At 39.2% G+C, this 22,586-nt stretch carries 16 protein-coding genes; 6 read left to right on the plus strand and 10 right to left on the minus strand.

Annotation, left to right across the window (positions count from 1 at the left end):
* The first annotated feature begins 21 nt into the window (after positions 1 to 21).
* The 4 genes from QNI15_RS05895 to QNI15_RS05910 all read left to right on the plus strand — a co-directional run bounded on the left by QNI15_RS05895 (position 22) and on the right by QNI15_RS05910 (position 8,974).
* A complete protein-coding gene (locus QNI15_RS05895; RefSeq protein ID WP_314031011.1) occupies positions 22 to 1,770 on the plus strand; it encodes a RagB/SusD family nutrient uptake outer membrane protein in 1,749 nt (582 codons plus the stop codon).
* A gap of 166 nt (positions 1,771 to 1,936) precedes the next feature.
* Positions 1,937 to 5,491, plus strand: coding sequence for a VCBS repeat-containing protein (locus QNI15_RS05900; RefSeq protein WP_314031012.1), 3,555 nt, complete (start codon positions 1,937 to 1,939; stop codon positions 5,489 to 5,491).
* 265 nt (positions 5,492 to 5,756) lie between these two features.
* Positions 5,757 to 8,369, plus strand: coding sequence for a glycoside hydrolase family 31 protein (locus tag QNI15_RS05905; protein WP_314031013.1), 2,613 nt, complete (start codon positions 5,757 to 5,759; stop codon positions 8,367 to 8,369).
* Between the two features lie 35 nt (positions 8,370 to 8,404).
* Positions 8,405 to 8,974, plus strand: coding sequence for a pentapeptide repeat-containing protein (locus QNI15_RS05910; RefSeq protein ID WP_313998395.1), 570 nt, complete (start codon positions 8,405 to 8,407; stop codon positions 8,972 to 8,974).
* A 37-nt stretch (positions 8,975 to 9,011) separates the two neighbouring features.
* Here QNI15_RS05910 and QNI15_RS05915 read toward each other — a convergent pair whose 3' ends face one another.
* The 5 genes from QNI15_RS05915 to msrB form a co-directional block, all read right to left on the minus strand.
* Positions 9,012 to 9,773 (minus strand): sensor histidine kinase, encoded by a 762-nt coding sequence (locus tag QNI15_RS05915; RefSeq protein WP_313998397.1) that lies wholly within the window; start codon positions 9,771 to 9,773, stop codon positions 9,012 to 9,014.
* 234 nt (positions 9,774 to 10,007) lie between these two features.
* Positions 10,008 to 10,325, minus strand: a complete 318-nt coding sequence (locus QNI15_RS05920; RefSeq protein WP_313998399.1) for a thioredoxin family protein — start codon at positions 10,323 to 10,325, stop codon at positions 10,008 to 10,010.
* A gap of 394 nt (positions 10,326 to 10,719) precedes the next feature.
* Positions 10,720 to 12,579 (minus strand): sigma 54-interacting transcriptional regulator, encoded by a 1,860-nt coding sequence (locus QNI15_RS05925; protein ID WP_314031014.1) that lies wholly within the window; start codon positions 12,577 to 12,579, stop codon positions 10,720 to 10,722.
* A 135-nt stretch (positions 12,580 to 12,714) separates the two neighbouring features.
* Entirely contained in the window at positions 12,715 to 13,890 is a 1,176-nt protein-coding gene (locus QNI15_RS05930; protein WP_313998403.1) for an App1 family protein, read from the minus strand.
* Positions 13,891 to 14,037: 147 nt separating this feature from the next.
* Positions 14,038 to 14,577, minus strand: coding sequence for a peptide-methionine (R)-S-oxide reductase MsrB (gene msrB, locus QNI15_RS05935; protein WP_313998405.1), 540 nt, complete (start codon positions 14,575 to 14,577; stop codon positions 14,038 to 14,040).
* Positions 14,578 to 14,764: 187 nt separating this feature from the next.
* On the opposite strand from msrB, the gene QNI15_RS05940 reads away from it, so the two are divergent.
* On the plus strand, positions 14,765 to 15,196 hold the full coding sequence (locus QNI15_RS05940; protein WP_313976608.1) for an energy transducer TonB: 432 nt from the start codon (positions 14,765 to 14,767) through the stop codon (positions 15,194 to 15,196).
* 74 nt (positions 15,197 to 15,270) lie between these two features.
* Here the strand turns inward: QNI15_RS05940 and QNI15_RS05945 are convergent, their stop codons facing one another.
* The 3 genes from QNI15_RS05945 to QNI15_RS05955 all read right to left on the minus strand — a co-directional run bounded on the left by QNI15_RS05945 (position 15,271) and on the right by QNI15_RS05955 (position 17,645).
* Positions 15,271 to 15,813, minus strand: a complete 543-nt coding sequence (locus QNI15_RS05945) for an NUDIX hydrolase (RefSeq protein ID WP_314031015.1) — start codon at positions 15,811 to 15,813, stop codon at positions 15,271 to 15,273.
* Positions 15,814 to 15,894: 81 nt separating this feature from the next.
* Entirely contained in the window at positions 15,895 to 16,476 is a 582-nt protein-coding gene (locus QNI15_RS05950) for an acyl carrier protein phosphodiesterase (protein ID WP_314031016.1), read from the minus strand.
* 137 nt (positions 16,477 to 16,613) lie between these two features.
* Positions 16,614 to 17,645: an MBL fold metallo-hydrolase gene (locus tag QNI15_RS05955; protein ID WP_313998411.1), complete on the minus strand. Its 1,032-nt coding sequence runs from the start codon at positions 17,643 to 17,645 to the stop codon at positions 16,614 to 16,616.
* Positions 17,646 to 17,955: 310 nt separating this feature from the next.
* Between QNI15_RS05955 and QNI15_RS05960 the strand changes: the two genes are divergently transcribed.
* Positions 17,956 to 18,615, plus strand: a complete 660-nt coding sequence (locus QNI15_RS05960; RefSeq protein ID WP_313998413.1) for a hypothetical protein — start codon at positions 17,956 to 17,958, stop codon at positions 18,613 to 18,615.
* A 62-nt stretch (positions 18,616 to 18,677) separates the two neighbouring features.
* Here QNI15_RS05960 and QNI15_RS05965 read toward each other — a convergent pair whose 3' ends face one another.
* Both QNI15_RS05965 and QNI15_RS05970 read right to left on the minus strand, forming a co-directional pair.
* Entirely contained in the window at positions 18,678 to 20,717 is a 2,040-nt protein-coding gene (locus QNI15_RS05965; protein ID WP_314031017.1) for a glycoside hydrolase family 65 protein, read from the minus strand.
* Between the two features lie 432 nt (positions 20,718 to 21,149).
* Positions 21,150 to 22,529 (minus strand): APC family permease, encoded by a 1,380-nt coding sequence (locus QNI15_RS05970; protein WP_313998417.1) that lies wholly within the window; start codon positions 22,527 to 22,529, stop codon positions 21,150 to 21,152.
* Between the last annotated feature and the right edge of the window lie 57 nt (positions 22,530 to 22,586).

Raw genomic sequence — 22,586 nt, forward strand, 5'->3', positions numbered from 1 at the left:
TCTAAAAAATACTGAAACTATATGAAAAAAATATTTAAAAATAAGATTATCTATCTTTCAATCGCCGCAATATTTCTTGGGGCAGTTGCCTGTAAAGATTCGTTTCTGGAACAACCAGTTACAGGACAGATTACAGAGGAGCAGCTGTTAACACAGAAGGGCTTGGATGGATTGTTGATAGGTGTGTATTCTGTTATGAATGGCCGGGATGCGAGTGCCGCCTGGCATGCTGGAGCTTCTAACTGGATGTGGGGAAGTATTCGGGGTGGTGATGCCAATAAAGGCACTAACTCAGGTGACTTTTCTAGCATGAATCCTGTGGAACGTTTTGAGACGGATCCTAATAATACTGAAGTACTTGGGAAATGGAGAGGTTGTTATGAAGGGATTGCACGTGCCAATCAGATATTATACATGATACCTAAAGCTACAGATGTATCTGAAAGTGCTCTTAAACGTATTGCTGCTGAAACGCGTTTCCTGAGAGGACATTACTATTTCGAATTGAAAAAGAACTTTAATATGGTTCCTTGGGTAGACGAAACAACTAATTATCCTTCAGAATTAGCAGATAAAGAAATTGCAGACAAAAAAAGCATTCCAAATAATACAGATATCTGGCCAAATATTCAGGCTGATTTTCAGTTTGCTTTTGACAATTTACCAGAAACCCAGTCACAAGTTGGTAGAGCAAATAAATGGGCAGCAGGTGCCTATTTAGGGAAATGTCTCCTTTTTCAAAAAAAATATGGTGAAGCTAAAACTATCTTCGATCAGGTAATAGCAAACGGACAAACTTCTGATGGAAAGAAATATGCCTTATATCCGAACTTTAATCAATTATTTCGCTTTGCAAACGAGAACTCAGCAGAATCTGTATTTGCTTATCAGGCAACAGGAAAAGCGCAAAACGTAAATAATTCAAATCAGGATATGGCAATGAACTATCCCTACAATGTTCTTCCTGGTAACTGTTGTGGCTTCTTTGCACCTAGTTTTGAGTTAGCTAGTTCTTATCGGACTAACGCTGCCGGGTTACCACTATTAGACGGTTCCTACAGATTGCCTGCCAATGAACTTAAGAATGATCAAGGTTTGAAGAGTGATGCTGCCTTTACCCCTGATGCTGGTCCGGTAGATCCTAGATTGGATATAACAATTGGACGTCGTGGTATTGATTTTCTGGATTGGGGTCCTCATGCCGGGTATTCCTGGATACGTGATCAATCTTATGCAGGTCCTTATACTCCTAAAAAGTATACATATGCAAAGGCGGAAACTTCAACACTTGATGGTAGTGGTTGGACTCCAGGATACCTGGCAGTTAACTTTATGATCATACGTTATGCCGATGTATTATTGATGGCAGCTGAATGTGAAGTAGAAGCAGGAGTACTGGAAAAAGCACGTGAATATGTGAATATGATTCGGGATAGAGCATCTAACCCTTCAGGATTTGTTGGTGCGGGAGTTACCTATAAAATTGAGCCTTATCCAGCTTCAGATTTTGATACTCAAGAAAAAGCACGTGCTCGAGTGCAGTTTGAACGTAAGTTAGAACTTGCTCTTGAAGGACATCGTTTCTATGATCTGGTAAGATGGGGGATTGCTGAGGAAACTCTCAATACATATTTGGAGTATGAAAGTGCGAAGATTCCTTCTCACTTTTTAGGCGCTGCCTTTGCTCCAAAGCATGAAATACTTCCTATTCCACAAAGAGAAATAGATTTGCATGGTAATAATACTTTAAAGCAAAACACTGGTTTTTAATTTATTTCATAAATACGTTAAAAAAGAGATGGTATTTAGCACCATCTCTTTTTTATTAAGATACACTACTTATATATCTTTCTAGCTCTTACTATATTAGTAAACAAAAGGTACTGTTTATTGCTCAGATAAAGTCTTTATTTTAATCTAAGTGCCACTAATTGTTATGAAACTAGTAATTCTTGTATTAGGGATGTTTTTGTTGTTTTTCTCCTGTAAGCAAAATCCTGATACACTTTTCCGGCTTATACCTGCTGATCAGTCAAATATTACCTTTGCCAACACGATTACAGAAAGCGACACCATGAACATTCTGGTGCAGGAATATATCTATAATGGTGGTGGAGTGGGAGCAGGAGACTTTAATGGAGATGGATTAGTGGATTTGTATTTCAGTGGAAATATGGTACCTAATAAACTTTACATTAATAAAGGAAATTTATCTTTTGAAGATGTAACAGATAAAGCAAAGGTTAGTGGAAATGGTAAATGGTGTTCAGGTGTAGTTGTGGTGGATATAAATCAGGATGGACGCCAGGATATTTATGTGGGAGCAACAATAAAAGCGGATTCTGCAAGTCGGGCTAATCTGCTTTATATCAATCAGGGAAATAATGCTGAAGGAGTGCCTACCTTTACAGAGGAGGCTGCCAAATATGGTATTGATGATAAAGGACATACGACTACTGCTGCTTTTTTTGATTATGATAAAGATGGCGATCTGGATTTGTATGTACTCGAAGATGTAATCAATAAAAATATTCCTACCAACTATCGGAAGAAAGTTACGGATGGTACCTTCGCTAATAATGACCAACTGTATCGGAACAATGGCAATGGCACATTTACCAATGTTACTAAACAGGCAGGCATTGTTTATGAAGGCTTTGGACTTGGATTAAATATCTCAGATATAAATTTGGATGGCTGGCCAGATATATATGTAACCAATGATTATATATCCAATGATTTGTTGTACATCAATAATCACGATGGCACATTTACCAATCAGGCTGATAAATATTTGAAACACACCTGTTATTCAGCAATGGGGAATGATGTGGTGGATATCAATAATGATGGACTGGTAGATATTGTAGCGCTGGATATGCTCCCGGAAGACAATCTGCGAAAAAAGCGAATGATTGGGGCAAATAAATATACAGACTACATCAATAATAAAGAATATGGCTATCAACACCAATATGTACGGAATGTATTACAGATTAATAATGGAGTGACTCCTGAAGGGCATCCTACATTCAGTGAAGTTGGCCAACTGGCAGGTATTTATCAAACCGACTGGAGCTGGACGCCCCTGGTAGCTGATTTTGATAATGATGGTAACCGGGATATTATCATTACCAATGGATTTCCCAGAGATGTAACCGACCGCGACTTTGCTATGTATCGTGCTGGTCCTGCAGGAGCCGTGGCAAGTCCGATGATGCTGGTCGATTCTATCCCAATTGCTCGGGTGGCTGATTATGCTTTTCGCAATAATGGCAATCTTCAGTTTGAAGATGTATCAGAGAAATGGGGATTGAAAGTACCTGCTTTCTCTAACGGTGCAGTCTATGCAGATCTGGATAATGATGGCGATCTGGATGTAGTAATTAATAATATCAATGACCCTGCGTTTGTCTACGAGAATCAGTTAAATAAACCCGAAAATAAAGATAAAGCACATTATCTGAGAGTAAAACTGGATGCCGCGCCTGGTCGTACTTCTGGTCTGGCTACAAAGATACGAATACTGTATGGAAAGGGTAAACAACAGTTTTACGAACATTCTCCGTATCGTGGGTATACATCTACAGTGGAAAGTGTAGCTCATTTTGGACTAGGGAATGTTACAACAATAGATTCACTAGAGGTATTCTGGCCAGATGGTAAGTATCAGTTGCTACAAAATGTGCCAGCAGATCAGGTGATTACTGTACACTACAAAGAAGCTGGAAAAGAACTGGCTTTTCAGTCTTACCCAAGTAATAGTACTATGCCTGTAATGAAGGATGTGACAACTGAATCTGGTATCGCATTTATTCATACAGAAAAAGATAAAATAGACTTTAATGTTCAAAGTACACTCCCACATAAATTCTCTCAGGATGGTCCCGGACTTGCAGTCGGAGACATAAACAATGATGGGCTGGATGATATATATATTGGTGGAGCGGCTTCTCAGGAGGGGATTGTATATCAGCAAACTTCGGACGGGAAGTTTAAACAGGTAAGTGCAATAACTGAAAAAGGGAAGCAGTCAGAAGATGAAGGCGCTTTGTTTTTTGATGCAGATCAGGATGGAGATCAGGATTTATATGTCGTAAGTGGTAGCTATGAGTTTGCTGCTGATACATTGTCATTAAGACATCGTTTTTACAGAAATGCAGGCAATGGTAAACTTATATCTGATCCGGAAGCCTTACCTGTCTTTTATTCAGCAGGCTCCTGTGTCAGAGCGGCAGATTATGATCGGGACGGAGACCTGGATTTGTTTGTAGGTGGACGTGTTGTTCCTGGACATTATCCGGTTACTCCTGATAGTTATTTATTGGTAAATGATGGGAAAGGCAAATTTACAGATCAGACAAAGCAAGTGGCTCCCGAATTGAAAAAAGCTGGCTTGATTACAGATGCCATCTGGTCTGATTATGATAATGATGGTTGGGTTGATCTAATTATAGCAGGAGAGTGGATGCCAGTTACATTCTTTAAAACACAGAATGGAAGACTGGTAAAACAGGACCAGACAGGTGTAGAAAAATCAATAGGTTGGTGGAATAGCCTGGCTGCTGCTGATATAGATAATGATGGAGATATGGACTACATAGCAGGTAATCTGGGACTAAACTCTAATTACAAATGTTCGCCCGAACTTCCTTTTAGTATGTATGCCAATGACTTTGATAACAATGGCAAAATGGACCCGATTCTGGTGTGTTATGGAAAAGATGAAACCGGAACAATACATCCATTTCCGATTCACTCCCGTGATGATTTGGTGACACTTCTCCTGCGGGTACGACGTGAGTTTCCTTATTATAATATTTATGGAAAAGCAGATATCAATAAGATTCTGAAAGAAGAAGAACAAAAAAATGCTATTGCTTATCATGCTACTCAGTTTGCTTCCAGTTACCTGGAGAATAAAGGAAATGGAAAGTTTGAGCCTCACGTCTTGCCGATTCAGGCTCAGGTAGCTCCTGTTTTTGGAATACAGGTACAGGATATAGATCAGGACGGAAATGCAGATCTGCTTTTGACTGGAAACAACTATGCAGGAGAAACATTTACGGGTCGGTATGATGCTTTTGTTGGATTATATCTGAAAGGAGATGGCAAAGGTGGATTTAAACCTCTTTCTATTCGTCAAAGTAACTTTTTCGTAGATGGAGATGCGAAAGCTTTGGCGCGAATATATACCAGTAAAGGGGATGAGCTATACCTGGCCTCCCAAAATCTGGATAGTCTGAAAGTATTTACCTCAGTTAGTAAACCAGTTCAACAGATTGTGCGGTTACAAGCAATGGATGCGTGGGCTGAAATGACGTTGAAAGATGGAAGAAAACGAAAGGTTGACTTACCTTATGGTGGCTCGTATCTATCACAATCAGCTCGGGTGCTGACAATTCCGGGAGGTGCATCTGCTGTAAAGATTTATTCCTTTGATGGGACGTCTCGTGAGATCAGTGAATCCAAAATTGCTGCTCGTAAGTAAGTTATAACTACTATCAAGTAAACGCTATCTGTGATCTGTATATCGCAGATAGCGTTTGTTTTTTCAATGGCTATACAATCCAATTAGTTCAAACATTCTGAAGATCCTGTCGTTGAAGGAGTATATTTATTCACTGACACAGACGTATAACTTTAGTTATGTATCTGTTAATGAATAAATACTTACATCCTGAAGTAGGTACATTCTTTGTGTGTATGCAAACAATAGATAACTTTATTCACTTTTGTCTAATTCCTTATCTGATATGATTTCGTCGACTTCTTTTGTTTCTGCTCATACTATAGATCCTGTAGCTAATCCTGATGCAATAATCATTCGTGGTGATGTGCGGTTTACTATACTGACACCACAGATGATTCGTATGGAGTGGGCTCCTGAAGCTACTTTTGAGGATTCTGCCTCTTTTGTCTTTATCAATCGCAATCTTCCAGTATGCCCCTATACAGTAGAAGAGAATGATGACTGGCTGATCATTCGTACAGAAAAGCTGTTATTAAAATATAAAATAGGTTCTGGAGAGTTTAAAGAGGATAATTTGTTTATTGAGTTAGAGTTGAATGGCAGACAGATCAGATGGCAGCCAGGTATGGAGGATACAGGTAATCTGAGAGGAACAAATCGGACATTGGATAGGGCAGAAGGTGCTGTGGAAATTGAGCCTGGCATCTTGTCAAGAGATGGGTGGACAATTGTGGATGATTCGGAACGGCCACTACTGGCTGAAGATGGAGATTGGGCATGGATAAAGGCACGTCCACAACGTAATCGTCAGGATTTATACTTCTTTGGGTATGGACATAATTATCGGCAGGCTTTGTATGATTATACATTGGTAGCTGGAAAGATTCCAATGCCTCCACGGTTTGTTTTTGGCTTCTGGTGGTCACGCTACTGGCCTTATACAGAAGAAGAGATGCGCAATCTGGTAAAGGAGTTTCAGATACATAATGTACCTGTGGATGTACTTGTAGTCGATATGGACTGGCATACTACCTTTTTAAAAGACTGGTGGAAGAAAGAGAAAGATCAGGCAGGAGAACGAAAAGGGTGGACAGGTTTTACCTGGAATAAGACGCTTTTTCCAAGCCCCAAAGCATTTCTGGACTGGACTAGAAAAAAAGATCTGAAAGTGACATTGAATCTGCATCCAGCCTCAGGGATTCAACCACACGAAGAAGCCTATCCGGCAGTAGCAAAAGCTATGGGGATAGATCCGGAGTCACAAAAGTATGTTCCCTTTGATATTGTTGATAAAAAATTTGCTCAAGCCTATCTGGATCTGGTATTACGGCCTCTGGAAGAAGAGGGTGTAGATTTTTGGTGGCTGGACTGGCAACAATGGAGTACTACAAACATACCTGGTATGAGTCCGACTATGTGGCTCAATTATGTGCATTATGCAGATATGGAGCGACAAGGGAAAGTTCGCCCGTTAATTTTCCATCGCTGGGGTGGATTGGGCAACCACAGATATCCGATCGGATTTTCTGGGGATTCAGTTTGTGTATGGAAGTCGCTTGATTTTCAACCCTACTTTACTGCTACTGCCGCCAATGTCGGCTGCGCTTACTGGAGCCATGATATAGGTGGACACATGCCTGGACCTATCTCGCCCGAATTGTTTCTGAGATGGCTGCAGTTTGGAGCATTTAGTCCTGTGTTACGTACCCACACTTCTAAAAATGCCAATGCCGAGCGACGTATCTGGGCTTATCCGCATGAATATTTCCTGATGATGCGTGACGTGATTCTTCTTCGTTATGCACTGATCCCATATATATACACAGAAGCTCGCAAAACGTATGAGACAGGGGTAGCTTTTATGCGTCCTATGTATTATGATTATCCGGAAGCAGAAGAAGCGTATACGTTTACTCAGCAATACATGTTTGGTGACAATATGATTGTGGCACCAGTGACAGAGTCGGTATCAGACTACAATAGGCTCGCCAAACAAAGAATATGGCTTCCGGAGGGAACATGGGTAGAGTGGCATAGCGGACAGTATTTTGTAGGATCAAAGGTGATTGAGCGTCATTTTGATTTGGATGAGATTCCATTATATGTAAAAGCGGGATCTATTCTTCCAATGATGAGTACACAAAAAATAACTCCGGTTGCTGAGAAGCCTTTGGAGCATCTGGTACTTACAGTGTTACCAGCACGTCATGGGGATACCCGTCTATATGAGGATGAATACAATACCAATGGCTATCTGGAAGGGAGATATACCTGGACCTCCATATCTCAGCATATGCCCGATGATGATACATTGATTATACGTATAAACCCAGTTGAAGGTAGATATACTTCCAGTCCTTCCGAAAGGAGTTATCAGATTCACGTACGTGGCATTTTACCTCCAAAGGCCATATATTGCAACCAAAATGAAGTGCCTTATGAATTTATGGAAGAAGATGTAGATTCTGTGGACTTTCATTGGCAGTATGAAGGCAATCAGATTGCTACAATTATTACACTGGATAAACTTTCTGTGCATGAGCCTGTAGAGGTTGTTTTAAAGCTTCAACCTATTGATAATCTGGATTTACTCAATGGGGTGCAAGGTAAGATTTCCCGTCTTAAGAAAGTAATGCATTTGCTTAATAAGCATGCTACCAAAACAAAAGACTGGTCTCCAGACTTTTTGGTAGAAGCTGCACAGGCAGGAAACCGGATGTCATTACGTCCTGAGACAGTCATGCAGGAACTACTAAAGATTGAGGATATTGTGCCTAAAGTAATTCAGGAAATTTATCCGGTAGAAGGAGATAGTGGAGTAGAAAAACTTGCTGTTTTACAACTTAAAACATTACTTAAATACGATTCTGGTCTGTTTGCTCCACGAAAAGGATAGATACCGGAATAAGTTTCATATTAGAACCGACATCCATGGAATTAACGCACCAGAACAAAACTTTTGAGAAAGTAATCTATTCAGGAAAGGATATTCGTAACAGAGAGTTTGAGAAATGTACCTTTCAATCCTGCGATTTTTCTGAAAGTCATTTTAGTTCAAGCCGCTTTAGCGATTGTGTTTTTATAAATTGCAATCTGGCAATGATGAAGCTAACCCGATGTACTATACATAATGCATCCTTTAAAGATTGTAAACTGATTGGGGTAAATTTTAGTACTTGTGAAGATTTTCTTTTTAGTGTTCGGTTTGAAAACTGTGTGCTGGACTATGCTTCATTTGTTCAGAAGAAGATGCCAAAGACGCATTTTGTGAACTCTTCACTCAAACATGTGGCATTTGGAAATACAGACCTGCACCATGCAGTATTTGCCAATACCGATCTGGAAAATGCTGAGTTTGATAAAACCAATCTGAAAGATGCTGATTTGGTAACAGCCTATAATTATATCATTGATCCGGAGAGGAATGTATTAAAAAATGCCCGAATCTCATTATATGGAGCTGCGGGCATTTTGGCAAAATATGGTATTAAGGTCGAGTAGCACTTAGAGACAGTACACTATGCTTTTTCTCCCTATCTTATGAAAAATGGTTAGGTACTGTAATTTTAACTGTAGTACCTTTGCCTGATTCTGATTTTAATGAGATCGTGCCATTCATCTGATGAACTGCCTTCTGTACAAGAAACAGCCCCAGACCAGAACCATTTGATGCATGTGTACCCCGATAAAACATTTCAAATACCTTTAATTGTTGCTCCTGAGGAATACCTATACCATTGTCTTTGATCAGAATCTGAAGATCTTTTGTACTACATTTAGCCTGAACCTTTACAGAAGGCTTTTTATTGATCAGATTGGCATAGTTGATACTATTGGATACAAGGCAATTAATAATAATGCGTAACCGGAACAAATCTGTTTTGATAGGGCAGTCGCCTAAAATCTGAGAAGTGATTTTGAGTTTGTGGTAGTTATTCAAGTCACTGAGTTCAAGGATCTCACGCTGAATAATTGTACTCAGGTCTGCATTTTCAATTACAGATGTCTGATTTTGCATTCGGGAAGAATATACCAGGTCCCGGATAATATCCCTCATACGATTGATGCGTCCACGCATCATATGAAGATATTGGCTGGCTATATCACCATGCTCCAGTTCTATCAGATCTATCAGACCCAGAATAGAGCTAAGAGGCGCATTGAAATCATGGCTTAGGCGATATGTCAGTGTATTCAATTCAAATGTTACTTTTTCCAGTTCTTTAGACAGGGATTCCCAGTTAATAAACTGTTGGTGGTTAGCAAGCTGCATCGCTTCTGGTTGATCTACCTCTTCCATAGCAGTTAAAAAAAAATAGGGTTGGAAAGTTTGGGTTTATAGTTTAGTTAGTACTGAATCCAATCTAGCTGCTCATCTAGGTACTCCTTGTTTAAAGATTGTCTAACACAAATGCGAAAGGCTTCAAAAGCAGATTTTAGTAACGTTCTTTAATTAGGTTATTCACTTACCTATTTTTCGGTTCGTTCTAAAGTCTGCTCTTTTACTTCCTTTATAATTATCTTAGACATCTTCTTAGTTACTCGGCAAAAGAGAGGTAAGTTTAGTTACCAGTGTATCTTTTGTAATCACGTCCTGTAATAGGTCCTGTAATACTCCATTTTCAAAAATCAATACACAGGGAAGAGATATCCCGTAGCGATCACAGAGTATTCCGCAATGCAGCAGATTGATTTTGAAAAAATTAACATCATTGTGGGTTTTGTACAATTCTTCCAGTATCGTGTCGGTGTCGTTTGAATGACTGGAATAAGGATTGTAGAAATGAACAATCTGAAGCCCGTCTGTCTGAATTACCTCATTGGAGAAGTCCAACTCTGATATCTTTTTCATGTCCTGACTGTTTTTAGTTTTGTATAGTTATGTCTTACTATATTATAAAAACCGTGCCATTTGTTGTAAGTCTTTATTGTACAGATAGTTGTGTGTATTGAATTCGGGTCTGGGTAGCTAGAAAATGCTTATGGAAAAGTTTTTGCTTTTATTTAAGCAATATCACTTAAAGAATAACTTCCAGTAGATGTTACAAAAATAAATAAGTAGTATGCTGAAAAAAAAATCCTTAAAAGATCCAGCGTCTATATTTGTTAATTACAATTATAGGTTTTATCTCTGTAAAAAATATTTTACCAGATGAAAGAAAGGCTCTAATCCGAATGGTAAAATATTTTTTTAAATAAAGGTAGAAGAAATAATTGCTTACATTTAAGCAAGATAAGAGAAAATATTATTTAAATTCATTTAAACGATTGATACCCAGCTTTCTCATACGGGATTGAAGTGTTTTGTCATTAATTCCTAATAATTTTCCTGCTCCTCTAGGACCTGTAACCCGTCCTTCTGTACGTTTAAGCGCTTCAAGTATATGCTTTCGTTCATGCTCTTCCAATGTGTCAAACACTATATCAGAAGATATATCTGGTGAAATTGTGTTTGCCGAGTTTTGAAACCATGCATCCATTTCCAGTTTGGTGCTGGTACTTAGAACTATAGCCCGTTCGATTGTATTTTTCAACTCCCTGATATTTCCTGGCCAGTTATAGCTTTCCAGTTGCTGCAATGTCTTTTTGGGAATAACAGTGATCTGTTTTTGTGTTTTGGCATTGTATTTATTTACAAAGTATTTTACCAACAGTGGTATATCTTCTTTTCTTTCACGCAATGGAGGATTAACAATAGGAAAGACATTGAGCCGATAGTAGAGATCTGCACGAAAGCTTCCCCTTTGTACAAGTTCTTCCAGATTACGATTGGTAGCAGCAATAATACGTACATCTACCTTGTGGGTACGATTGCCTCCCAACGGTTCAAATTCGCCTTCCTGTAAAACTCTCAACAGCTTGGCCTGCAGTTCCATTGGCAGATCTCCAATTTCATCAAGAAAAATGGTTCCTTTATCTGCTAGTTCAAATCGTCCGATTTTTTTTGTATAAGCACCTGTAAAGGCTCCCTTTTCATATCCAAACAATTCACTTTCGATCAGATTGGCGGGAAGTGCAGCACAGTTTACTTTTATCAGGGGTTGATTAACGCGTGGACTTAGACGGTGTATAGTGTTTGCTATCAGACTTTTTCCAGTACCAGTTTCACCTAATACCAGAACAGTTGCATCAGTAGGCGCTACCTGTTCTACCTGTCTAAGTACTTTTTTATAGGTATCACTTATTGAAATTATATCTTCATACCGAAAACTTTCCTGCAGCTCTTGTTTGAGTTGAAGGTTTTCTTCTACCAGTGATTCTTTTAGCTCTTCTACTTTAGCCAAAGCTTCCTGAAGATCTTGTTCAGTACGTTTTCGTAATGTGATATCTGATATAATACCTACAATTCTGACTGCTTTGTTCTGTACATCCCATTCAAAAACGTTAGCTTGCAGAAATAGCCAGATATAATTGCCATTTTTTGCTTTGAAACGAAGTTCGGTATAAAAGTCACATTTGGTGTGAAGACAATCTCTTACTTTGTTTTGGACTCTGGTTCGATCTTCCGGATGAATGAACTCCAGCCATTTTTCGTATGTATGGCTAAATTCATCATATGTATATCCCATAATGTCAAAGCATTCCTGGCTATAGTATACCTCATTGGTATGAGCATTCCAGTCCCAGAAGCCTATTTTAGCAGCTTTGGTAACCAAGGATAGTCGTTCCTGGTTAACCTGCATAATCCGCTGGCCTTGCACTTTATCTGTAAGGTCCGTACCAATGCACCAAAGGTGAAGGCCTTCAAGCACAAAATTATTTCGGACATGGTAGTTGACAGACAAATATCTTACAGAACCATCTTTGGCTTTGATTTCCCCTTCCCAGTAACGATAGGGAAGAGTGATATTCGGGTTGTCCCATGCTTCTGTTATACTTTTTAGTATAGGTGTATGGCCAAATAAGTTTTTAGTTAGTATTGTAGTATCCTGAATTTCCTTTGATGAATATCCCAATGTTCGTTCACATTCCTTATTCCAGCATGTAATGGTCTGATTGGGAGAGATCGCAAATACAACCACAGGAAGTTCTTGTATAAGTTCCTGAAGAAAAGTCTGGTTAACAAAAGATAACAAGTTGTTAGTCAATGTGGATGAGGCGCTCATCTGCTAATTGGAACATATTAAGATAGTGTTTAAGTTAGAAAGTTCTGATCAGAAAAACTAGACTTTTTTGGAAAAAGGGCAGGTTTGGCTGCCAGAGCCAAAGAACCAGATGTATGATTTTATAGAAAATTTGTTTTATCCTTCCTCTTCTGTCATATTGCCGGGCTGAAGGAAAGATGGAGATACATCTTTCTTTGTTTCGGATATCTCTTCCTTTACTTCTGCAATCTCCTCTCTGGCAATCCATCCATTAGCTGCTGCATGCTGAGCTGCTGCCTCTGTATCTGGAATCAAAAACATCGGAACACTGGAATTAGCTATACTGGAGATAATGGTTTCTACTTCAAGATCACGTTTGTCTTTACTAACATCCCGAATATAAATAGCCAGGATACGTCCCGGATAGTCCAACACTACCTGTCGATAAATTTCTGGATCATGCTGGCCACTATCTCCTATCAGTATAAATGGCAGATTGGGATACATAGACATGATGAGTTTGATTTGTGCCAGTTTATGGGTGTGGTGTGAGGCGCCACCTACCTGGGTTCTGCTTATGCCAATATCTTTGAGCATTAATGGCCCTTGTGGGATTTTCTGCCAGGTAAAAAACTCTGTCAACATATCAAACAGGTTCCAGGGACTGCTCGAAACATAAAAGATAGGATTAAATACACCTGCTGAAGTCCCTTTCTGCAATGCCTGATAAAAAGAAGCAACGCCTTCAAATGGCAATCGTGTCCGTGCATTGTAAAAAAAAGCTAGTTTGGCCATGCGAAGTTTGTGAGTGGCATTGGATACTAATACTGTATCATCAATGTCCGAGATTACGCCAAATTGTGCTGATGCTGGAGGAATCAGAATATCGGCAGCCGTTATAGCAGGTTCATCTGCTGTTTGTGTGACCAGGCGCAAGTCCAGTTTGCCCCATATCATGACAGAAGAGTTGGATTGGGGAAGATCTTCGAGCTGGAATGTAAAATATCCTTCTTCATCTGTTGTGGCAATATGAATGCTTTTATTCCACCGTAGTTCTACCTGTACGCCTGCCATTTCCTGGGTAGTAAACCGCCTATAGGTGTCTTTCAGGTTACGCCATCTGGATGCTTTATCTCTGGGAACGAAAATAAATGGATTGCGTATCACTCTACCCTTTAAAAAAAGAGAAGTTCCATTGCTGAAACCTTTGTAAGGAACAATCCGGATTCCTTTTATTTTTAATAAAGGTTTTTGAAAACGATTGCGTACTGCATCAAACCCTTCTTCTATTGCACCAAGCAATTTAAAAAAGGCATTTTTTACCGATGACATAGGTTGTTAAGTATATGTTCTGATACTATAAATATACATGTGTTTTTGATTTTGAGTACATTTATTGTGCCAGCCCCAAAAATGTATAAGAAAAATACCTGTCCTATTGGAGAGAACAGGTATAATAAAGCATATCAGATCTATAGGTTATTTCTTCTCCTCAAAGAGTAGAGCCGCAGAATTTATACAATAACGGAGGCCTGTTGGAATAGGGCCATCTTCAAAAACATGGCCGAGATGACCATCGCATCGGCTGCAGACTACCTCAGTTCGGTTCATACCATAACTCTCATCTTTTATTGATTTAACATTGCTCTGTGCAATTACATCATAGAAACTTGGCCATCCCGTGCCTGATTCAAACTTGGTAGCTGAAGAGAATAAGGGTTGATGACAAGCCGCACATAGATAAGTGCCCTCTCTTTTATTTTTGAGCAAAGAACCGCTGAAAGCAAACTCTGTCTTCTTCTCCCGTAAGACAGCGTAGGCTCCTGGTTTGAGTATTTTCTCCCATTGTTCCTCAGATAAATGCACTTTTCCATCTTTTCCAGGCTTGAGCAAAAGGGTATCGACGTAAGAAATCTCACTACCTTCCTGCTGACTATTATCAGATTGGCAATTTGTCAGCAGAATGCTTATAAAACTACAAATAAATAGGAAGAATAGAATAGACAGATGGATTCTCATAATATCTTGTTTATGTGCTATAATGCGTTGATAATAAGGTTTTATGCTAAAAAATGTACGAAGTATGACAGTGTCCGGATTTCATTTATTATGACATTTACTACATAGATAATGTATTGCAGTAAATGCAAAAGCAAGCTGATTTTCTATTTCGGATATTTGTATTGCATTATTATTTACTACAACTATGAAAGCTGATTTTCAGTTTAATGCCTGGGCAAAGATTTATGGCACTATGTGTCTGGCCGGATTAGGTATGGCATTGCCTGCAAACGCACAGACGGCTTCGGCTCCTAAAGCAGATCTTATCTTTGTAGATGAGGAAGCTCATCCAAAAAATGGACTAGATGCTTTTTACAAACATGTACGTGAAAACCTGAAATATCCGGAAGCAGCACTGGCCGCTGGTACACAGGGCAGAGTATTTGTACAGTTTGTGGTATTGGCTAATGGATCGATTGAGGATATAAAAGTGATTCGTGGTATTGGTAACGGATGCGATGAAGAAGCGATCCGCCTGGTAAAATCATCTCCAGAATGGTTACCAGCTAAATATCACGGTAAAGCTATTGCAACAGAGGTCTCTTTGCCCATTCGTTTTTCAACGACAAAAGAATAAAATTTTACTTTTATAGCGAAACCAAAGAAAAACAGAGTCTGAAAGGATTCTGTTTTTCTTTATGAAAATACTTATTATTGGATATTCAGAATGCGAGCTGCCTTCAATAGGCCTGCTATACTCAATGAATCTGTAATTTGATTCTGCATAACCATTTCTACTGCTTCACTCAAATGTACTCTACGTAGAATGAGATCTTCTGTTTCCTCTGGCTGGCTTTCTCCTGCTGTTAACTGCTGTGCCATATAAATAACTCCTTCTTCATTACAAACAGAGTTAGAGGTATGTATACGGCTGATCAATGTCCATTGTGAGGCAGTAAATCCTGTTTCTTCTTTTAATTCTCTCTTTGCGGATTCCAGTGGATCTTCATTTAACGGACCTCCACCTTCAGGAATCTCCCAGGAATATTCATTAAGTGGGTAACGATACTGACCTACCAGCCAGGTGTAACCTTCTTCATCTACTGGCACAATACCGATAGCTTTGTTTTTAAAGTGTACTACACCATAGATTCCATTGCCACCACCAGGGTTTACAACCTGGCTTTCTGTTACCTGTATCCAGGGATTAGTATAGATTTCTTTTGTAGAAAGTGTTTTCCAGGGATTTTCCATTATGGATTAATTTATCATTGCTAGGCCGCAAAGATATAACCATTTTTCTTTGTGCACTATACAATAGAAACACTGTCTGAATCAGGCTGCTTTAAGTCTCTCTACATGTTGTACAAGATCAGGGAAAAATTCACGAAAATTATCCTGATAAAAATCGTAGTCTTTTTGCAGATCTTTGACAGCATGTTCCATCCCTGAAGCAAACTTAGTACGCTTGGCTGTATTGATGAGAGTTCGGTTCATGCCATCCAGTGTACCATAATTGACCAGCCAGTTCTGCCGTTTCATCGCATGTAGTACTGGAAGCATATCTACAGGTAATAACTCTTCTTTCTCTGTGAGAAACTGATAGATTTTTTCGGCAAACTGCTCCAGTGGTTCAGGATGATATTGTTGCCAGTGAGTAGCCAGGAAATGATCATAGAATACATCTGTGATTACACTGGCATAATGCCTGTATACAGGGAAAAGGTGATGTTTAGCTTTTCTGACTACTGGATGAGAATCTGTAAAAGAGTCTATCTCTCTGTGTAATACTATACCTTCTCGTATCTTTTCAGGTATATCTTCCCTGATACGACCTGTAATGAAATCAGCCATCAGATTGCCAATCATTGCCTCATCAAAAGTACCCGATAAATACAAGTGTGCCAGAAAATTCATGCAATCAGATGCCGCAGTTATACTTGAAAAAGGAAAGATATACTTTTTTAGTCTCTTTTATCGAAAATTCTTTAGCAAAAGGCTTCTATATACCTGCGGCACCTTTTAGAGGTTGTCGTACTTTATTGAGTAGCATATTAAAATTGCCACCACATTTGATTTGGATACGCTTCTCCCAAATAAATAGGCTCACCAATTTTAGGAGTTGCCAGTGGCATATTTTCTTCTTTTGCTTTTTGCACTACTCGTTGGATAGGTTCATTCCAGGCATGATTTGCAAGTACAAATTTTCCCCAATGCACAGGTAATAATGTTTTGGCTTTCAGATCCTGTGCTGCTTTCACAGTTTCTTCCGGAAACATATGTATATAAGGCCAGTCTGATCCATATTGTCCTGACTCCAGCATAACCATATCAAACGGACCATACTTATCGCCGATGGCTTTGAAATGTGTATCATAGCCTGAATCACCACCTATATAAATGGTCTTATCATAAAGCTGCAATACAAAAGATGTCCACAATGTTTTATTTCGAACCAGTCCTCGTCCGGAAAAATGCCGGGCTGGGGTGGCTGTAAGGTGAATGCTATCTGAAATTTTCTGATGATCCCACCAGTCAAACTCAACGATTTTGTTAACAGGAATTCCCCAGAATTCCAGATGAGAGCCTACACCCAGTGCTGTATAAAATGATTTTACTTTTGGCGCAAACTGAGTTATGGTTTTATAATCCATGTGATCATAGTGATCATGGGTGATAATTAACATATCAATGTTTCCAAAATCAGAAACAGTATAAATATCTGAGCCTGGAAATGATTTTCCAAAATAGGATACCGGAGATGCATACCCACTAAATACCGGATCTACCAAAATACGAGTGCCCCGATATTGAATCAAATAGGAAGAGTGTCCAAACCAGACAATCGTAGGTTTGTCATCAGATAGTGTATGTAGATCTGTTTTGACTGACGGAATCAGAGTAGAGGGGGCTGTGTCTTTGGGCTTGTTGAAATAGTCCTTCAGCATCTTGGTCATGGATGCATTTTTGAGTGTAACCTCTGTCGGTGATAGATTCTGAAAGATTCCCTCTTTGTAGTTAGGTGATTTTTTGATTTGTTCAAGTCGTTTTCCTTCCGGATTTCTGCCAAATGTTTTTTGTCGCATAAATAGAAACACTGTAATACCTAAAATAGCACACAGAAGAAAGATAACCCTGAGTATTCTTCTGATGATTCGCATAGGAGATGAAATGAAAATTTAATGTGGTTAAGATAATGCAGGTAGACGACTACAGTACACCTAATATTGTATTGAATGAACTGTAGTAATGGTACAGTTAGGAAAAGTATTCTTTTTGATATCTAGATTAGGTATAGGAAAAATAAATAAGTAAATAAAAGGATGTTACTCGGTTATTTGTGAATATGGAAATGAAGTAGTTTTTTTGCAGTAGTTTTCACAAAACCGTCTTTACATGAAAAAAAATCTACACTATTCTCTAATTGCAGTTTTAGCTATTCTGTTTACCAGTTGTGCCTCATCGTATAAGCCTATTAAACCTCCTTCTGTAAGTTATATTAAAACAGTTGAGGATAGTACTATTACTTTCTCATATCAATACAGGGCTTTACGTATAGCAAGAAATGGAAAATATGCCAGAAAGGAAGAGAAAAAAGGGGTAAAGGTTGTTGCCATAAAGATAACCAACCATTCAGATCAGTTTGTTACTTTTAATAAAAATCTTAAGCTATATGCTGGAGGTCAGGAGATTAAGCCTCTAGACCCTCTTTTTGCGTATAAACAACTCAAACAAAAGAGTGCTATCTATCTGTTGTATGCACCCTTAACATTACTTCGACTATATTTTTACTCTACAGATCAATATGGTAATTCAACTGTCACCAATAGCTTTCCTATTGGTTATGCAATCGGTCCAGGCCTTGTGATTCGGAATATGGTAGTTGCGGGCAATGCTAATAAGCGGTTTTTGGAGGAGTTAGGTAAATATAGTCTGATCAATCGTGAGATAAAGCCTGGTGAAACAGTATATGGGTTAGTTTGTATACAGGATTTTAACTATGATCCACTATCCGTTAAGCTTAAACCTTATTCTCCGCTTGGTAATGGGTTTTAACTAATGCCATTTAGAAAGGCTGTTGTAATTTTTCAAAACAGCCTTTCTGCATAGGTGCCTTCTTATCGTACTACAAATGTCCTCTTTTCAATACCAACACCTTTGAGTGTTAGTGATTTCCATTGGGAAGGTATTTTGGTTTTCAGTTGAATGATACCCGCTTTGGTGATATCCAGTCCTCCAAATCCATTAAGAAGTGTCTGAAGGAACCCTCCTGCACCTGTGGCAAAATAAGGATTAGTGCCGCCCGCAGTCTCAGCAATTACTCCAAAGGGAGGTACTTCATTGGGTTTATAAGTTTGGCTAAACAATTGATAGGCTTTTTCTGTATTTCCTAAGCGCGCATTGAGCAGACATAAAATAGCAAAGCTCATTGCAGGACCATTTTTATCCATACGAGTCTCATAATAATCCAGATCTTTTTTGAGTTGAGTTATATCGGTAACTACTTTGAGAGGGTAGGCCAGTAAGTTTACATCTGCCTGTTTGATTGTTTCTCCATTATAGGTCGCATGTTCACGGGTTACCCCATTGTCCAGTTTGGGAATAATCAAGCCTGTTGCTACTTCTGTCCATTTGGGATTGGGTGTCACACCCAGCTCTCTGGCTGCCTCTGCTGCATAACCCAGCACTTCTTTCGCCATACCGTTGGTGAATGCATTGTCATCTACATTCTCAGCGTATTCATCGGCACAGACTACATTAATGATGTGGTATTTTCCATCATTTCCTTTCTCTGCACGGCTTGCCCAGAAGTCAGCAACCTCTTTTAGTAAAGGATATCCACGATCTCTTAACCATATTTTATCTTTTGTAACCTGATAGTATTTCCAGAATGCAAATCCTATATCTCCTGTAATATGGTGTTGGAAAGGGCCAGTAAGTGCCCATACGGGAGTAGATTCCTGTCCTTCATTATCCGATTCCCAGGGAAACATAGCACCTTCATACCCGTGACTGAATGCATTATTTTTCGCTTCTTCAAGTCGTTGGAAACGATACTCCAGAAGAGATTTGGCAATTTCAGGATGTAGTACCAGCAGAGGTGGATACATCCAGAGTTCGGTATCCCAGAATACATGTCCATTGTATCCTAGTCCGGACAAACCCATAGGAGAGAGGCTATAGGCTGTGCCTTCACGAGCAAAAGAGTAAAGATGATACAATGCAAAATGTACATCCCGTTGTACATTGGCATCTCCTTCAATCACTATATCACTTTCCCAAAGTTTGTTCCATGCCTCTGTATGTCGTTTTTTAAGACGTTCGGTACGTTCCAGCGCTGCAAAGATCGTGAGTCGTTCGGCTTCGTTGTGTGGATCTGCTACATGTTCACTGGATGTGGTAGAACCAACTACTGCAAAGCGATAGATTTGCCCTGCTTTTAGCTGAATGGTAAACTTAAGTCGATGTAATCCGTAATCCCATTCTTCATGAATAAGTGCAGGTTCTTTGCCGCGTTCTTCTTCAAAGATAAAACTGTTGGATGCTGCTACTGTATTTTTACCTGTAGGACTTTTGGCTACAGAGGTAATTAGTGGAATCAGAGAATGTGGACGATCGATAAGGTGGTAGAAGTTTTTGACATCCCGAAGCATGTCCGGTGCAGATAAAACGCTGTGAGGAGTGACTGATACATCTTTTTTAGCTGTAATCTCCACTTCCATCAAAGCAGTATGAGGTAAATGCCTCAGTGCAGAAATAGTTTGTTTAACAGAAATTTTATCGGCGTGATCAAATGTTGTAGTTAGGGATGCATGTTGCATATCCAGTGTCTGAGCATAATTCTGAATGCGTTTCCGGTCCAGACGCTGACCATCTACATCCATATCCATATTGGCGAAATCAAATGTCTTCATGATGTTTGATACCCGACCTCGTCCATATGTATCAAAGGCACCATTCAATACAATGTCTTTTACTTTGAGTGGCTCGGCAGACGAAACAATACCAATCATACCATTGGCAACCGTAACACCATAGTAGTTATTAGGGTCTATGTTCTTTGCCTGTACATGCCAGACAGAGTTTGAAACATCCTGAGCTATACCTGTAAGACTCTGTAGGAGAACTACACTCAGGAGAATTATTTTTTGGATCATAAGAAGAAAGAATTGAATGAAATCTGGTGATTAAAAATAGGTAAGAGAAGGAAGAATCCAAAAAGTCTCCAGCAAAAAGAAAGATATTTCTACGTATGCTTCAGGATATTTCCTGGAATTTGATTTGTGTTTGTTGTTTTGTCTGTAAGAGGTAGGGCTTTCAAACTGAACGTTAATATAAAAGGACTATGCATATAGTTTTGCTCATATGGTTGCTTGAGCTAAACTATATGTATGGGTTGTTTGGAGAGTTGGTTTGTGATGTCTCTGGATTAAAACAGTTTTTGCCTGGAGTTCACCGCAAAAATTCTCTCTGAGCGAAATTCAGGTCAATGATAAAAAATACATAGAACTATGTGTACAGAAAAACTATAGCAGGATGATGTAAAATATATCATCCTGCTATAGTTTCACATTCTCAGATTTTTTAATTTATTGTTCCGAAGAAACTTTGCTTCTGATTGGTTCTAACAGAGAGGAAGGCACAAACGGCCATTCCTGGTTGAGTCGGGCTTTGATAAAATATACTATTATACCTATTATTATAGCTGTAAGACCTCCTGCTACCATTTTAAATCCTGTAGATATCAAAATTCCTATCCACATAATAATTGCCAGCACAATAGGAAGTGGGAAGAAAGGCATCTTGTATGGGAATATTGTCTGTTTCTGTTTTCTAAGTAGATACAACCCTACCGCCTGACCTATAAATTGTATTAGTATACGCATAGACAGTATGGCGCTGATTACGTCACTTAGTTTAAAAAGAAGGCTGAATACAAATGCAATAGTTCCTAATACTAGTAACGATACATATGGAAAATGCCCTGTAGGATGTAACCGGGCAAAAACCTTAAAAAATGCTCCATCGGCTGCCGCTGCATACGGAATACGGCTATAACCTAATGTAGCTGAGAAAACAGAGGCAAATGATACCAGTAAAATAAGGCAGGTAATTACTGTAGCTGCCTTGGGACCTGCCAGCTGTTGCATAAACAAACTGATAACAAATTCACTGTCTTTGGCTACTTGCCAGGGAATTACACTGGCTACACTAATATTCATCAACAGGTATAACAAGGCAATACCAGCAATGGAAAGAAACATACTTCTGGGAATGTTTCTGGATGGATTGATAATTTCTCCTCCCAGATGGCATATGTTGTAATAACCCAGATAACTGTATACACTTTTGACAGAGGCAAAGCCTAATGCTGCCACAAAAGTCATATTGAATGTAAGCCCATCATTGATGTGTTTGACCGGTGCCAGAAAGTTCCCATGTGTGATTCCGCCTCCGATAATCCAGAGCATGGTAAAGAGTACGGCTCCCCAAAGCAAAACACTTATTTTGCCGATTGCTTCAATTTTGCGAAAGAGTAGGATGACAATACATATGACTACGCTTCCACTAATCAGTTTGGATTGAAGTGTCGTCAGAGGGACTAAATAAGAAAAATAACCAGCGAAACCGATAGCGGCAGAGGCGATTACCAGTGGAGCTTGAATCATGGTTTGCCAAACAAACAGGAAGCTCATTAACCGACCCATTCCGTTTTTTCCATACGTCTCTTTCAGGAAGTTATAGGAGCCCCCTGCTTTGGGAAAAGCTGTTCCCAATTCACTCCAGATCATTGCATCTACCATGGATAGCGCAGCTCCTGCCAGCCATGCATATAAAAAGTAGGGGCCATTCAGGATATGGATTACCATAGGTAATGTAATGAATGGTCCTATGCCTACCATATCGGTCATATTGATAGCAGTCGCCTGGAGAAGTCCGAGCCGCCTTTCTTCTTTTATTTCAGCCATGAGAATGCTACTGACTTATTTTAGGGTTGTTTGCGCGTTTTATATTGCCATCAACAA

It is taken from the genome of Xanthocytophaga flava, from assembly GCF_030068545.1.
In the GTDB taxonomy this organism is placed as follows: domain Bacteria; phylum Bacteroidota; class Bacteroidia; order Cytophagales; family 172606-1; genus Xanthocytophaga; species Xanthocytophaga flava.

What these genes read in the sequence shown, in the direction of transcription:
- QNI15_RS05895 (WP_314031011.1), top strand. Translation starts at nt 22, where the DNA reads ATGAAAAAAATATTTAAAAATAAGATTATCTATCTTTCAATCGCCGCA.
- QNI15_RS05900 (WP_314031012.1), top strand. Translation starts at nt 1,937, where the DNA reads ATGAAACTAGTAATTCTTGTATTAGGGATGTTTTTGTTGTTTTTCTCC.
- QNI15_RS05905 (WP_314031013.1), top strand. Translation starts at nt 5,757, where the DNA reads ATGATTTCGTCGACTTCTTTTGTTTCTGCTCATACTATAGATCCTGTA.
- QNI15_RS05910 (WP_313998395.1), top strand. Translation starts at nt 8,405, where the DNA reads ATGGAATTAACGCACCAGAACAAAACTTTTGAGAAAGTAATCTATTCA.
- QNI15_RS05915 (WP_313998397.1), bottom strand. Translation starts at nt 9,773, where the DNA reads ATGGAAGAGGTAGATCAACCAGAAGCGATGCAGCTTGCTAACCACCAA.
- QNI15_RS05920 (WP_313998399.1), bottom strand. Translation starts at nt 10,325, where the DNA reads ATGAAAAAGATATCAGAGTTGGACTTCTCCAATGAGGTAATTCAGACA.
- QNI15_RS05925 (WP_314031014.1), bottom strand. Translation starts at nt 12,579, where the DNA reads ATGAGCGCCTCATCCACATTGACTAACAACTTGTTATCTTTTGTTAAC.
- QNI15_RS05930 (WP_313998403.1), bottom strand. Translation starts at nt 13,890, where the DNA reads ATGTCATCGGTAAAAAATGCCTTTTTTAAATTGCTTGGTGCAATAGAA.
- msrB (WP_313998405.1), bottom strand. Translation starts at nt 14,577, where the DNA reads ATGAGAATCCATCTGTCTATTCTATTCTTCCTATTTATTTGTAGTTTT.
- QNI15_RS05940 (WP_313976608.1), top strand. Translation starts at nt 14,765, where the DNA reads ATGAAAGCTGATTTTCAGTTTAATGCCTGGGCAAAGATTTATGGCACT.
- QNI15_RS05945 (WP_314031015.1), bottom strand. Translation starts at nt 15,813, where the DNA reads ATGGAAAATCCCTGGAAAACACTTTCTACAAAAGAAATCTATACTAAT.
- QNI15_RS05950 (WP_314031016.1), bottom strand. Translation starts at nt 16,476, where the DNA reads ATGAATTTTCTGGCACACTTGTATTTATCGGGTACTTTTGATGAGGCA.
- QNI15_RS05955 (WP_313998411.1), bottom strand. Translation starts at nt 17,645, where the DNA reads ATGCGACAAAAAACATTTGGCAGAAATCCGGAAGGAAAACGACTTGAA.
- QNI15_RS05960 (WP_313998413.1), top strand. Translation starts at nt 17,956, where the DNA reads ATGAAAAAAAATCTACACTATTCTCTAATTGCAGTTTTAGCTATTCTG.
- QNI15_RS05965 (WP_314031017.1), bottom strand. Translation starts at nt 20,717, where the DNA reads ATGATCCAAAAAATAATTCTCCTGAGTGTAGTTCTCCTACAGAGTCTT.
- QNI15_RS05970 (WP_313998417.1), bottom strand. Translation starts at nt 22,529, where the DNA reads ATGGCTGAAATAAAAGAAGAAAGGCGGCTCGGACTTCTCCAGGCGACT.